This is a genomic window from Treponema zioleckii (assembly GCF_014737315.1).
In the GTDB taxonomy this organism is placed as follows: domain Bacteria; phylum Spirochaetota; class Spirochaetia; order Treponematales; family Treponemataceae; genus Treponema_D; species Treponema_D zioleckii.
On the sequence record NZ_JPUF01000085.1, the window covers coordinates 1 to 13415 of the forward strand.

Consider the following 13415-nt stretch of genomic DNA (forward strand, 5'->3'; position numbering starts at 1 on the left):
GTTCATTCAAAAATTGCTGTTACAAAGTGAAAACGGGCTACTAGCTCAGGTGGTAGAGCACCGCCCTTTTAAGGCGGCTGTCGATGGTTCGAGTCCATCGTAGCTCAGAACCTTCGGGTTTTAGTTTGAACTTTGTTAATGCGGATTGGGCTACTAGCTCAGGTGGTAGAGCACCGCCCTTTTAAGGCGGCTGTCGATGGTTCGAGTCCATCGTAGCTCACAAAAGGAACTTTAACCAAGTCGAGTTGATTCGGCATGTGGTGAAGTTCCTTTTTTTTGATTTTTTTTATTTTTGAGCTGGAAAGATTTTTTGAAGCCTGTTTTGAACGGCTTCTTGCAGGAGAAAATAATGGCTATAAATCTGGAAAAAATGCGCAACATTGGAATCATGGCGCATATTGATGCAGGAAAAACTACGACTACAGAGCGAATCCTTTATTATACAGGAAAAATCCACAAAATCGGCGAGATTGACGACGGTGCCGCAACAATGGATTTTATGAAGCAGGAGCAGGAGCGAGGAATCACAATTGCTTCGGCTGCAATTACGACAACTTGGAAAAATCACACGATTAATATAATCGACACTCCAGGACACGTTGATTTTACGGCGGAAGTTGAGCGTTCTCTTCGTGTTCTTGACGGTGCTGTTGCGGTTATTTGTGCCGTTGACGGCGTTCAGCCGCAGACCGAGACCGTGTGGAAGCAGGCCGACGAGTTCAGCGTTCCGAGAATCTGTTTTGTAAACAAAATGGACCGAATCGGTGCGGATTTCTTCTACTGTCTAAAAGACATCAGCGAGAAATTCAGTGTGCCTACAATCGCTTTGCAGATTCCGATTGGTCAGGGCGAAAAATTCGAAGGGCTTATTGATCTTCTTACAATGAAGGAAATCCGCTGGAATCAGGACGATGACGGTGAGACTTTTACCGAAGTTGACGTGAGCGACGCTTACAAAGAAGAGGCTCAGAAATGGCGCGAAAAACTCATTGATGACGTTGCTTCTTACGACGATGAGTTGGGCGAGATTTATCTTGAAGGCGGAGAGATTACCAACGAAATGCTTAAAAAGGCTATTCGAAAGGGGACGATTGCTCGTTCGTTTGTTCCCTTCGTGCTTGGCTCTGCAAGACGGAATCAGGGCGTTCAGCCTTTAATTGACGCTGTAATCGACTATCTTCCTTCTCCGCTCGACGTTCCTCCTGCAAAGGGTGTTCACGTAAAGAAAGACAAAGAAGAAGATGTTGAGATTCCTTGTGACGAGAAAAAAATGCCTCTCGGTCTTGTGTTCAAAATTCAGCAGGATCGTGAAATGGGAGCATTGTGTTTCGTTCGCGTTTATTCTGGGAAATTTTCTGCTGGAAGCCAGGTTCTGAATGTTGCCAAGAAAAAGCGCGAGCGAATCAATAAAATTCTTCGAGTTAATGCAAATCACATGGAGCAGATGGATAGCGTTTCTGCTGGTGACATTGCCGTATTTGTTGGCTTGAAACTTGCGCAGACAGGTGACACGCTTGGTTCTGAGGGAATGCCAGTTCTTCTTGAAACCGTAAAGTTCCCGGAGCCGGTTATTTCTGTTGCGATTGAGCCAGAGTCTTTGAGTGATAAGGACAAGCTCGTTGAGACTCTTGCGGTTATGAGCCGCGAAGACCCGACGTTTACGAGCCACGAGGATGCCGAAACTGGTCAGCTCATTATTTCTGGAATGGGTGAGCTTCATCTTGACGTTCTCGTTACCCGCATGAAAGAAGATTTTGGCGTAAAAGCTCGTGTTGGCGCTCCTCAGGTAACTTACCGTGAGTCCGTAACTGGCGAGGCAGAGGAAACTTGTGAGTGGAGCAAGGTTCTTGGCGGAAAAGAGAATACAGCGGCCCTTACTATTAAAATCAAGCAGAACCAGCAGGGGGAAGGAAACACTTACCAGTGCGAAGTTCACAATAATCAGATTCCTGATGAGATTTACGAGGCTGTTAAGACTGGAATTGAGAATTCATTTGCATCTGGAATTCAGTACGGATATCCGTGTGCCGATGTGGGCGTAACTGTAACAAAAATTGACTACAACGAGCTTTCTTCAACTCCGATGGCATTTACTGCTTGTGCGGTACAGGCTTTTGACGAGGCTGCAAGAAAAGCCGCTCCGCAGATTTTGGAGCCGGTTATGAACGTTGATATTTCTTGCCCGCTTGAATTTGTTGGTGACGCAATCAGCCAGATGACTCAGCGTGGCGGAATGATTCAGGGGCAGGACTCTAAATCTTCTGGCGAGATTATTCACTGCATCGCGCCTATGGCAAAAATGTTCGGATTTAGTACGAACTTGCGTTCCGTAACTCAGGGACGTGCTAGCTTTAGCATGGAGTTCAGTCACTTCCAGGTAAAGCAGGGCGGTTTGGATAATTTCTAAAAAAAAGTGAAAAAAAATGAAAAAATCGAGTAAAACATATTGACCAAAAAGCACTTTGTGTATAATATATTTACTCGTTCGCGGGGATGGTGGAATTGGTAGACACGCTAGCTTGAGGTGCTAGTGGCGCAAGCTGTGCCTGTTCAAGTCAGGTTCTCCGCATGATAAGGACTTTCAGAAATGAAAGTCCTTTTTTTATGCCTGAGTGGGTGGTGGCGCAAGCTGCGGAAAAATCATAGATTTTTCCGAGACTCGGCTAAAAATGCTTTCGCATTTTTTTGTAAGTTTCGCTTCAACCGCCTCGCCGCCGGCAGCATAGCTTCCGTCGAGACTTGCTTTTCGACTCATCTCATGAGTCGAATTGCCTGTGGCAACCAGCTCGCTACCTGTTAAAGTCAGGTTCTCCGCATGATAGGCTTTCAGAAATGAAAGTCCTTTTTTTATGTCTGGACGTCGGTACATAAGTGGCGCAAGCTGCGTCAAAATCATAGATTTTTCCGAGACTCGGCTAAAAATGCTTTCGCATTTTTTTGAAGTTTCGCTTCAACCGCCTCGCTACCTGTTAAAGTCAGGTTCTCCGCTTTGAAGGGGACTAAAAAGTGCCGTCATGCCGAATCTATTTCGGCATCTGCACCATCTGTAGTGTACTAGCCCCCGAATCAAGTTCGGGGTGACAGTAGAAAATTGAGTTTTCAGACGGTTTTGGGGAAAAAGTACGGGCATGCTGAACTCTAGCACGCTCGTTATCGTGCTCGCTTTGATTCAGCATCTGTGTTTCGACTGCGCTCAAACACTGTACCTTGCACTGTATGAATAAAAAATGTTTTTTATTCATATACTTTTAAGATTTTTTTGCTAATCTTTCGTTATAAGCAAGAAGGATTTGGACGAAAATGAAAAATACTATATCTTTGAATAGGGTGGGGCTACAATTCAACCTCTATCTCATTTTGGACTGGCAAACTTGGGCTAGTGCTAAAAAATCAATTCCCTATCTAAAAAAGAATATCAATTCTAAAAACATCGTGATTGTATCTTCACCAAAAATTTTGGGCGAAGATTTGCTCGGCTGTGACTTCTTGGACGAAAACACTGTAGTAGAAGGTCTTTCTTTTGATTCTGTCCGTGAATACATAGAAAAACTTGGTGGGACTCCAAAAAATACAGGCTGGTACTTGCAGCAGTTCATAAAACTTGGCTTGTGCAGAAATTGCCAGAATGACTATTATCTTGTATGGGATGCGGACACGATTCCTCTAAACAAAATCGAGTTTTTTGACAAATCTGGAAAGCCGTTTTTTAATTTGAAGCGTGAATATTTTTATTCATATTTCCGTACAATCGAAAATCTTTTTGCAATCAAAAAATCAACAAAAGAATCGTTTATTTCTGAGCACATGATTTTTAACTCGGAAATTTGCCGTAACATGCTTAACCGAATCGAATCGAACGACAAATTTGAAGGCGAAAATTTTTGGCAGAAGATTCTTTGCGCCTCAGAACTTTTAAAGCCTGACTTTATAAAAAAAGACCAGCGTTTTTTTTCGGAGTTTGAGACGTTCGGAACGTTCTGTGACCATTTTTATCCGAATTTTTACGCGAAGCGAAAACTTCGAACTTTGCGTCATGGAACCGATTTTTTGGGGAAAAATCCGACTGACGAGGTTCTGGAGTGGGCGGCAAAGGATTTTGACACCGTGAGCTTTGAGGAATGGGGAATGCCGATTCCGGAGATGATTTTGATGATTGAGAATCCCGTTCACCGCACAAAAATCTCTTTTGCGAACACGATTAGGTTGTTCTTTAAGAAAGAGCGGCGAAAAATCTTTGAGAAATTCCCAAAAATCAACCACGAGCAGTTCAAGAATTTTTTTGAGAAGACAATTGCAAAGACGAATTTTGACTTTTTCTTCGGAAAAAAGCTCGCTTACGGTCAAAAATTCCACTGGGGCGAGCGAAGCCTGTTTTGGCGGATTCGTCCGCTCTACGTTACGAAGTGCCGTATTCAGCGGTATTGGCGACTTTTGACGTTCAAGTTTTAGGAAGAGAAATGCCTAAAGTTCATTTTATTCATATTTTTGAGGGGCAGAATTCTGGGGAGATGCTTTGTTCGCCTTATGACTATTTTGCCTCTGATTTTTGTGAGCGCTATGAATGTCTTTGCCACGATATTCGCACTCTGAACTTAAAAAAAATTGCACCCGACGATTGGGTGATTTTGGGCGGAGGCGGGCTTTTTGATGTTCGCGAGGATTTTCAGAAGACAATAAACGCTGTGCTTAATCGCACTTATAAAGTTATTTCGTGGGCTTGCGGGCATAACGCGCATAATGGGCGGACTGTTAATGAAAAAATCAAATACGAGAGTATTTTTTTATTTGACGGTGCGGGATTTTGGAATTTCTGGCGAAGAATATCTTCCGTGTGTTTCGTGCATGAATCCGTTGCTGGACATTTCGCTTCCTGCTGAGAGACGAATTGGAATAATCGAGCATCTTGATTTTCCGATTTTGGATTTTGACCTTCCCAAAATCTCGAATGCCCATTCTCCAATGTCAATCATGCGTTTTATTGCCTCTTCGGAGGTTATCGTAACAAATTCTTATCATTCGCTTTACTGGGCCACGCTGATGAAAAAGAAAACTGTTTTGTACAAGCCTTTTTCATCAAAATTTAAGAATTTGAAAATTCAATCTGTAATTTTTGATGGAAATCTTGATGATGCTGTTGCTGCCTCAAAAATCCATGAAAGTTATTTGTCTGAATGCAGAAAACTGAACGTTGATTTTGCCCATAAACTTTTGCGGATTATGAAAAAAATAGATTTTGGTGACTGATTATGAATATAAAAAATTTTATAAAACATTTGATTCCTGTTTCAAGAAGAAAATTCGATGTCGCAATTTCTCACCGTGATGAAAAAATTGCTGAATGTGATAGAAAAATCTTGGATTTGGAAAATTATGTGGAAAAACTTACTGAGCAATTTGAGCAGCTTTCTGAATTTTCTGCGCGGCTGGATGTAAAAATGACGGACGTTTTAAAGATTTCTGTTAAAGGTGCAGAAAAATGACGGAGATTTCTGAAAATACATCAAAGCGAATTACATCGCTCCGTTTTTTGCTTATGCTTTTTGTGATGATAAAGCACAATGCTCTTGTAAACGGACTGTTTATGGCAGAGTTGCCGTTTGATGAGTCAAAAGCTACTACATTCATAAAAGAATTTTTTGCGAACGGACTTGGAGAACTTGCGGTTCCTGTGTTTTTTATCTTTTCGGCCTATCTTTTTGCTATGTCCGAAGATACTTATTTTACAAAATTAAGAAAAAGATTTTATTCAATATTTGTGCCGTATTCGATTTGGACAGTTTTCTATTTTGGGGCTTGGATTGCTCTCAAAAAATTCTCTATTATCACAGGATTCGTCAATCCTTGCATGGATTTGCATGAATGGACTTTCCGGGATTATTTTTTGAGATTTGTCGGCTACAATGGAATCATTCATTTTCCGTTTGTCGGCTCTTTTTGGTTTTTGCGTGACTTGATGCTTCTTTTTTTGCTTTCGCCGGTTTTGCTTTTTTTTGACAAAAAAAATCCCTTTGTTTTCTATTTTTAGTGATAGCTCTGTCGTATTTTATGAACATTCGCTTTCCAGTGTTTCTTGTTGATTCTGTATTTTATTTTCTGCTGGGGATGTTTTTTGCTGTCTATAAAATCGATTTTTTTGAATTTAGTGATAAAATCCGCTTTCGGGATTCGTTACTTGCCTTTATTGTGGGATTTTGCCTGTTTTTTTGGGATAAGGAATATAGTTGTGGCAATAATTTTAAGGAATCGCTTTCATTTTTTTTAGTTGTTGTCAGCGGAGTTGTTTCCTTGCTTAAAGTTTCAAAATTGATTTGCGAGAATGAAAAACTTTTTGCTTATGCCAAAAAATTCGCCCCAATTACATTTTTCATTTACGCTTTGCATTCGCCAGTTCTTTCTGAATGTGTAAAAAAAATCACTTTAAAAGTCGGAATGCCGTCTTTAATTCAGTTTCTTCTTGCCTGCATTATTGATATTGGATTTAGTGTTTTAGCTGCACTGATTTTCCGAAAAATTTTTCCGTCTTGTTTTGTAATTCTTAACGGCGGAAAAAGGGAAAAATAGAGGAAATAAAAATGACTGAAAAACGTAATTATATTTTTGATTTTTTGCGTGTTCTTTTTACAGTTTCTGTTATCGTTACGCACGCTTCTGGACTTGTTTTTAACAGTGGAATTGCAATTGCGCATGTTGGTGTTGAAGGATTTTTTATGATCTCAGGCTTTTTTATGGCAAAGCATTTGTTTTCACGACGTTTCGAAAATCCTGCGGAAGTGTTTTTGAATTATCATCTTGGACGAATAAAACGTTTGTTTCCGCTGGCTTTTATAGTTTGTCTGCTCGTGCAACTTAAAGATATAATTTTTGCCCATAAAATAAGTATTTTACGTTGGTTTTCAATTTATTTTATTGGTGACATAAACGGAATTCCTGGCTTTCCTGTTATGTGGTACGTTTCTGCGCTTTTTTGGGGCGGACTCTTAGTAAGTGCTTTGCTTGTGTGGAAGCGGAAAACTTCGGTTCTAGTGATTTTCCCGCTGGCATTTTTTGTGTTGTTTTCATTCATGTACAATCATTATAACTTGTGGCTCATGCTGAAAGATTTTTTATCGATGGGAATGCTCAGGTCTGTATGCGGGTTAATCGTTGGAGTTGAAGTGTTTTATGGTTCGGTTTTCTTGGAATCAAAATTGCAGAATCTGCGCTTTGGCTTTCGAAAACTTCTTGCCATTTTAACTGAGTTGTTTTTTATCGTGTGTTTTGTAACTCTTTTTCCAAAGTGGTTTACGATGAAATATTTTCTTGTCTACCTTTTTGTGCCCATGATTCTGTTGGTGATTTCTCTCAATGAACAGGTGATTTTTAGGCTTTTTGACAGAAGGTGTTTTGCTCACCTCGGAAAAGTGACTTATGCTGTTTACTTGACGCACTTGTATCTTATAATGTTCGTCGCAAAATTTGATTGTATCAGAAAAATGAATCAGTTTCTGGGATTTTTTTTGATTGTGATTGCTTCATTTTTGCTTGGGACCGTATTCGATTTTCTTTGCAGGAAGATTGTTCGTTTTTTCCGATTCATTTCGTGCAATTGAGAACATCTGTTTTCTTCAAATAAATATCTTTTGATTAAAAAATAAATTCGTTGCATTTTCCTGCAAACATCTGTTAGAATATTTTACATAAACATAATCCCTTGAAAATCAAAAATGATTTTCATGCCATTAGGAGGAAAAAATGGCAAAAGTAGAGCTTAAAGGCGTTACAAAAATCTATGACGGTGACGTTCTCGCTGTAGAGAAGTCAAATGTTACAATCGAAGACAAAGAGTTCTGTGTATTCGTAGGACCTTCTGGTTGTGGTAAATCTACAACTCTTCGTATGATTGCTGGTTTGGAAGACATCACTGCCGGTGAGCTTCTTATCGATGGTGAATTGATGAACGACGTTCCGCCAAAGGATCGTAACATCGCCATGGTATTCCAGAACTACGCTCTTTACCCACACATGACAGTATTCGACAACATGGCATTCGGTCTTAAAATCCGCAAAATGGACAAAGAAGAGATTAAACGCCGTGTTAACCAGGCAGCAGAAATGCTCGACCTTACTACATATCTTGACCGTAAGCCAAAGGCTCTCTCTGGTGGACAGAGACAGCGTGTTGCTGTAGGTCGTGCTATCGTTCGAACTCCAAAAGTATTCTTGTTCGATGAGCCACTTTCTAACCTTGACGCTAAACTCCGCGTTCAGATGCGCGCAGAGATTTCTGACCTTCACCACAGACTTCAGGCTACAATGATTTACGTTACTCACGACCAGGTTGAGGCTATGACTATGGGTACAAAAATCGTAGTTATGTCTGAAAAACGAATCCAGCAGATTGGTGAGCCATTGTACTTGTACAACCACCCAATCAACAAATTCGTTGCAGGATTCATCGGAACTCCTCCAATGAACTTCTTCACTTTGAAGATTGCTGAGAAAAACGGAAAACTCGTTGCTGACGAAGGTTCGTTCACTTTGGTTCCAACTGAAGAGCAGGCTAAATACCTCAAAGCTTATGTTGGAAAAGAAGTTTACTTCGGAATCCGTCCAGAGGACATTCACTATCAGACAGCTCCTGCTGCCGAGAACAACATGCAGCTCAAAGTTACTAACAAAGAGCCTCTCGGTGCAGAGACACACGTATTCCTTCAGGTAAAGGATTCAAACATCGTTGCAAAGGTTGCTCCTGATGTAGTTCTCCAGCTCGGTGAGTCTGTAAACTTTACTCCAGATATGACACGTGCTAAATTCTTCGATAAGGAGACAGAAATCAACATCTGTGAACCTAACATCGAGAAAAAATGGTAAGTATAGGCTAACCTAATAAAAAACGGGGGCAATCATGCCTCCGTTTTTGTTTTAAAATCATTGTGTAAAACTTTTAACATACCGATAAAAATATATGTTTGATAAAAATATTGTTGTTCTTTATAAAAATGTACCTGCAATCGTAAAAGAAATTATTGATAAAGAAAAATTTGTTGTTTCCTGGTGTGCTTCACGAGCCACCGCTTCGGGAAAAAAAGCCGTTTATTCAGAGCAAAAAGTGCGCGAAAAAGATGTCGTGCTTTTGTGCGATAAAAAAGCCTCAAATATTGATAATCTGTTGAATTTTGGCGATGAGGCTTTAAAAGAAAACTCAGAAGTTCAGAATCAGATAAAAGAAATACATGAATTGTTATTGAGCGATGATGAGACTGCGAAAGCCGAGGTTTCGTTCGAGGAATTGGCAAGTCTTTTGCGTGGGGAGCTTTTGCCGGATGAATCTTGGGGAATCTACGCGGCTCTCAAAAATTCTTTTGAATTTAAGGAAGTGTCTGCGGACGGAAAAATTAAATTTTTGCCACGTTCACTGGAAGAAATTGAGGAACTTAAGAAAAAATCTTACGAAAAAGAGCACGCCGAAGAAATTCGTGCGGAATTTATAGACAGACTCAAAAAAAATAAGCTTTTGCCAGAAGATGCAAAAATGATGCAGGACGTTGAGGCACTTGCGTTGGGTTCTACGGACAAGAGCAAGACTTTGCGCGACGCGGGATTTAAGGAAACTCCTGAGCGCGCCCATAAGCTTCTTATTGATACTGGAATTTGGTCGATAACGCGAAATCCTTATCCGCTCCGTTGGGGCTTGAGCATGAAGAGTGCGTCGGAAGGACTTGATTCTCCGCCGGAAGAGGAGCGGTTTACGGTTCCTGGCGTTTCTTATGCGATTGATAACGCGTGGTCAACTGACCCTGATGATGCGATTGCGTGGGACGGTGAATATCTTTGGGTGCACATTGCCGACCCTGCGAGTACGGTTTTGCCGGATTCTGCGATTGACAAGATTGCCCGCGGGCGTGGTGCGACGCTTTACATTCCGGAAGGGGCCGCTCGAATGCTCAGTGAGGATTGCCTTGAGGAATATGCGCTGGGCTTAAAAGAAATCAGCAGAGCTTTGAGCTTTAAAATCAAGCTGAACGAAAATTGCGAGATTGTTGACTGCGATGTTTTAAAGACGATTGTTGACGTAAAACGTTTGACTTACGAAAAGGCCGATGAGTTAAAGGATTCGCCGGAGTTAAAGCCACTTTTTGACATTGCAAAGCGAAATTTTGAGCGTCGGTGCAAGTCTGGGGCAGTGAATATCAGCTTTCCGGAAGTGCATATTTCTGTTGACGGCGAGACAAAAAAAGTTGAGATTACGCAAATGTCATCACCTGAAAGTTCTGCCGTGGTTCGCGAGGCCATGCTTTTGGCAGGCGAGGGGGCTGCAAAGTTCGCGTTCAAAAACGGTCTTCCGTTTCCGTTCATCAGTCAGGAAGCTCCAGAGATTCCGAAGGATATTCCTGATGGGCTTGCGGGACAGTTCAGACTCCGAAAGTGTATGAGAAAGCGAAGCGTGAACGTAACTCCGTCGAGCCATGCGGGGCTTGGAATAGGCATGTACAGTCAGGTAACTTCTCCGCTCCGCCGTTATGGGGATTTAATCAGTCACGAGCAGCTCAGGGCTTTTTTGGACGGCCGAGAGCTTATAAACAAAGATGATATGCTTATGCGCATGAGCGAGGGCGATGCTGCGGCACAGGCGGCAAAAAAGGCAGAAAGAAACAGCCGAATGCACTGGACTCTGGTTTATCTTTTGCAGAATCCTGAGTGGACTGGAGAGGCGATTTGCCTTGACAAGCAGGCCAAGCAGTCGATTTTCTTTATTCCGTCGCTCGGAATGGAGACTGCGATTTCAGGTCAGGGCGATGTTGAACTGAACGAAAAAATCACCGTGAAAGTCGGAAAAATAGATTTGCCGAATCTTGAGTGCATTTTTACCGTCTGCAAGTAAAGCTTTTAAGTCCGACGCAGATAAACACTGAAAATTTTGTAGAAACCACCTTTCGTTAAAATAACGATTTGTGGTTTCGATACGCTTCGCTACTCAACCACCGAACTGTCTTCAATCTATCTGTGTCCCATCACTGTTCATCTGTGTCCGTGGAACGGCAGAGTGATTTTTCGCTCCGTGACAATCAGCCTCGCCGTTCCTCTCAGTTTTGCAAGACAAAACTGAATAATTGGTTCAAGCCACTTTCCCGCTGTTGTGGTTTCGATACGCTTCGCTACTCAACCACCGCATTTTCAAAATTCAAAATTGTGCTATAATTCTTGCCTATGCGTTTTTGGGGTAGATTTTTTTGCAGAATCATTGCGTTTGTTTTTCCGATTTTTTTGTTTTCTTGTTCGAACCGCTCGGAAACGGACAAAAAAATCATTGATTTGAGAGATTCTTTTTATTGGCTAGAATGTTCGAAGAACGACTCAATTTACTCTGCGGCAATGCATTACGATGATTTTAAGAAATTTGATACTTCGGGAACGCAAAACATAAAAAAAATTGTTGGTGACGGCGAGCATTATGTTTGGCTGAGGGCGGAATTTACCGTTCCTTCGTATTTGCGTTTTAGAAGTCTTGCCATGGTTATTTCTTCGCTGACTTTTGCCGATAAGCTTTGGCTGAACAAGACTTTTATCGATTCTTACGGGGAATTTCCTCCGAATGGGCGAAGTGCGCTTTTTGAGTCGCATTATTATTCTTTCCCGGAAAATGCGCTGAATTCGAGCGGAAAAAATGTGATTTATATAAAAGTTTGCACTCTCGGAAAAAGTTCTATTTCGGATTTGATTTATATTGGCGAGCCTAAAAAAAATCAAGCTGATTTCTTATGACATGAATTTTATCCATTCAAAAATTTATCTGATTTTTGAGGGCGGACTTTTTGCGGCATTCATTCTCTATTTTTTGATGCACCTTTGGCACAAGGACGAAAAGGCGAATATTTCCTTTGCGTTGCTGAATCTTTTTACTGTGCCATTTCTTTTTATTTTTATTGGACCTGAAACTCCGTGGTTTTTCAAGATTCCGTACGATTGGTTCGTGAAAGTATTTTTGTGCGGAAGTTTTTACATTATCATTTTTTTTGTAACTTCGTTTGTAAAACATTTTCTTTCGGTAAAAGAACCTCCAAAAATGATTTTTCTGCGTTGCGTTATGCTTTTTGTTTGCACGTGCATTACTTATGCGGCGAAGGATTATACCGCGCTGATGAAGCTGACTCCGCTGATGCTCGTTCTTTCGGCGGTGCATTTGAGTTCTGCGATTGTCTCGCTCGTAAAAATCCTTATTTTTGGCGACAAAAATACGCGAAGCCGAAAGCAGGCTTTTATTTTGCTTGCGGGTTTTACGCCATTTTTTATTTCAGTCATCTTGGATTGCATTGTGCGGCTTTTTTGGGAGAACACGAACTATCCGTATTTTGCGATTTTGGGCTGGCAGTTTTCGATTGTCGGATTTTTAATCGTGCTTGCTGTTCGGTACAACAAAGCGCGTATGCGTGCTGAATTTTTGAACAATGAGCTTGAAAGCGAGGTTGCAAGAAAAACCCGTGACCTTTCGGAGTCGAACGAAAAACTTGAAGCTGAAATGTATCGTGCGAATGTTGATCTTGAGATGGCTTCCATCGTTCAGCAAAAATTCTTTCCGACTCCTAAAAAATCTTTCCGTGGCTGGGATTTGGCTGTGTGCTACAGTCCTGTGGCAAAAGTTTCTGGAGATTTGTACGACGTTTATTCTGATGCCGAAAAACTTAACGGCGTGTGTCTTTTTGATGTTTCGGGACACGGAATTGCCGCGAGTTTGATTACGATGCTTTCAAAGACCGTGATTTTCCATGAATTTCACAAGGCCATTAAAAAGAATTATTTGATGTCGGATGCGCTTTACAAAATTAACAGCGAGATTATTGCTGCGAAAGGTGATGTAGAAAATTATCTTACCGGGATTTTGATGAAGGTGAGTGCTTTTGATAGCTGTGATGCGTGCAAGTTGGAACTTTCAAATGCCGGGCATCCGAATCCGATTTTGTATTCCGCGGATGAGCATTGTTGCACTGAGATTATACATGATGAAAATCAGGCGCAGTACGGCGCAATCGGTTTGCAAGCAATCGATGTGTCTTTTCCGCAAATTTCGTTTGAAATGCAGAAAGATGACGTGCTTCTTTTCTTTACCGATGGTCTTTTGGAGTCAATGAATAAAAATCGCGAGGAATTCGGCAAGGAGCAGGTAATGGAAATCCTTTCGCGAACCCATGCGTCAGATGCGCAGACTATTTTGGAGTCTTTAAAAACCGGGCTTCGCGATTTTATGGGCGAAAATCCCCGCGACGATGATCTTACGATTATCGTAATGAAGCGAACTAATTCTTTTGATTACATTGAAGAACTTGAGCTGGAAGGTGAGTGACAGGGCGGTAATTTTCTGACACAGATAAACACAGATAAACACCGATAGGACACGGATTTTTTTTTGAGCCGGGCTTCCGAATTATAAAAAAGTTGAC

At 41.3% G+C, this 13415-nt stretch carries 12 protein-coding genes and 3 tRNA genes; 14 read left to right on the top strand and 1 reads right to left on the bottom strand.

Annotated features, from left to right (window positions below; genetic code table 11):
- Positions 1-34: 34 nt before the first annotated feature.
- The 4 genes from JI65_RS15475 (at position 35) to JI65_RS15490 (ending at position 2569) form a co-directional block, all read left to right on the top strand.
- Positions 35-107 (top strand) — tRNA-Lys (locus JI65_RS15475).
- Positions 108-147: 40 nt separating this feature from the next.
- A tRNA-Lys gene (locus JI65_RS15480) sits at positions 148-220 on the top strand.
- A gap of 129 nt (positions 221-349) precedes the next feature.
- Positions 350-2407, top strand: coding sequence for an elongation factor G (gene fusA, locus JI65_RS15485; RefSeq protein WP_191018068.1), 2058 nt, complete (start codon positions 350-352; stop codon positions 2405-2407).
- A gap of 80 nt (positions 2408-2487) precedes the next feature.
- Positions 2488-2569: transfer RNA gene (locus tag JI65_RS15490), tRNA-Leu, on the top strand.
- A gap of 33 nt (positions 2570-2602) precedes the next feature.
- On the opposite strand, the gene JI65_RS15495 is transcribed toward JI65_RS15490, so the two are convergent.
- Complete coding sequence (locus JI65_RS15495) at positions 2603-2896, bottom strand: hypothetical protein (RefSeq protein WP_191018069.1); 294 nt, start codon at positions 2894-2896, stop codon at positions 2603-2605.
- Positions 2897-3300: 404 nt separating this feature from the next.
- On the opposite strand from JI65_RS15495, the gene JI65_RS15500 reads away from it, so the two are divergent.
- The 10 genes from JI65_RS15500 (at position 3301) to JI65_RS15545 (ending at position 13318) form a co-directional block, all read left to right on the top strand.
- Positions 3301-4449: a DUF6492 family protein gene (locus JI65_RS15500; RefSeq protein ID WP_191018070.1), complete on the top strand. Its 1149-nt coding sequence runs from the start codon at positions 3301-3303 to the stop codon at positions 4447-4449.
- A 303-nt stretch (positions 4450-4752) separates the two neighbouring features.
- Complete coding sequence (locus tag JI65_RS15505; RefSeq protein WP_191018071.1) at positions 4753-5244, top strand: hypothetical protein; 492 nt, start codon at positions 4753-4755, stop codon at positions 5242-5244.
- 2 nt (positions 5245-5246) lie between these two features.
- Positions 5247-5480: a hypothetical protein gene (locus JI65_RS15510; RefSeq protein ID WP_191018072.1), complete on the top strand. Its 234-nt coding sequence runs from the start codon at positions 5247-5249 to the stop codon at positions 5478-5480.
- Positions 5477-6025, top strand: a complete 549-nt coding sequence (locus JI65_RS15515; RefSeq protein ID WP_191018073.1) for an acyltransferase family protein — start codon at positions 5477-5479, stop codon at positions 6023-6025. The genes JI65_RS15510 and JI65_RS15515 overlap by 4 nt, the downstream gene beginning before the upstream one ends.
- 260 nt (positions 6026-6285) lie before the next feature.
- The gene (locus tag JI65_RS15520; RefSeq protein WP_191018074.1) at positions 6286-6561 is read left to right on the top strand and encodes a hypothetical protein; all 276 of its coding nucleotides are present in this window, start codon (positions 6286-6288) and stop codon (positions 6559-6561) included.
- A gap of 11 nt (positions 6562-6572) precedes the next feature.
- Positions 6573-7589: an acyltransferase family protein gene (locus tag JI65_RS15525; RefSeq protein ID WP_191018075.1), complete on the top strand. Its 1017-nt coding sequence runs from the start codon at positions 6573-6575 to the stop codon at positions 7587-7589.
- A gap of 142 nt (positions 7590-7731) precedes the next feature.
- Positions 7732-8850, top strand: a complete 1119-nt coding sequence (locus tag JI65_RS15530) for an ABC transporter ATP-binding protein (protein ID WP_191018076.1) — start codon at positions 7732-7734, stop codon at positions 8848-8850.
- Between the two features lie 94 nt (positions 8851-8944).
- Positions 8945-10861 carry a ribonuclease catalytic domain-containing protein gene (locus JI65_RS15535; RefSeq protein ID WP_191018077.1) on the top strand — a complete coding sequence of 639 codons (1917 nt, stop codon included), beginning with the start codon at positions 8945-8947 and terminating at the stop codon, positions 10859-10861.
- Between the two features lie 431 nt (positions 10862-11292).
- Positions 11293-11742 (top strand): hypothetical protein, encoded by a 450-nt coding sequence (locus JI65_RS15540; protein WP_191018078.1) that lies wholly within the window; start codon positions 11293-11295, stop codon positions 11740-11742.
- Positions 11705-13318 carry a SpoIIE family protein phosphatase gene (locus JI65_RS15545; protein WP_191018079.1) on the top strand — a complete coding sequence of 538 codons (1614 nt, stop codon included), beginning with the start codon at positions 11705-11707 and terminating at the stop codon, positions 13316-13318. The genes JI65_RS15540 and JI65_RS15545 overlap by 38 nt, the downstream gene beginning before the upstream one ends.
- Positions 13319-13415 lie beyond the last annotated feature (97 nt).

Excerpts from the sequence above, each read along its gene's own strand:
- fusA (WP_191018068.1), top strand. The coding sequence starts at position 350 with ATGGCTATAAATCTGGAAAAAATGCGCAACATTGGAATCATGGCGCAT.
- JI65_RS15495 (WP_191018069.1), bottom strand. The coding sequence starts at position 2,896 with ATGATTTTGACGCAGCTTGCGCCACTTATGTACCGACGTCCAGACATA.
- JI65_RS15500 (WP_191018070.1), top strand. The coding sequence starts at position 3,301 with ATGAAAAATACTATATCTTTGAATAGGGTGGGGCTACAATTCAACCTC.
- JI65_RS15505 (WP_191018071.1), top strand. The coding sequence starts at position 4,753 with ATGAAAAAATCAAATACGAGAGTATTTTTTTATTTGACGGTGCGGGAT.
- JI65_RS15510 (WP_191018072.1), top strand. The coding sequence starts at position 5,247 with ATGAATATAAAAAATTTTATAAAACATTTGATTCCTGTTTCAAGAAGA.
- JI65_RS15515 (WP_191018073.1), top strand. The coding sequence starts at position 5,477 with ATGACGGAGATTTCTGAAAATACATCAAAGCGAATTACATCGCTCCGT.
- JI65_RS15525 (WP_191018075.1), top strand. The coding sequence starts at position 6,573 with ATGACTGAAAAACGTAATTATATTTTTGATTTTTTGCGTGTTCTTTTT.
- JI65_RS15530 (WP_191018076.1), top strand. The coding sequence starts at position 7,732 with ATGGCAAAAGTAGAGCTTAAAGGCGTTACAAAAATCTATGACGGTGAC.
- JI65_RS15535 (WP_191018077.1), top strand. The coding sequence starts at position 8,945 with ATGTTTGATAAAAATATTGTTGTTCTTTATAAAAATGTACCTGCAATC.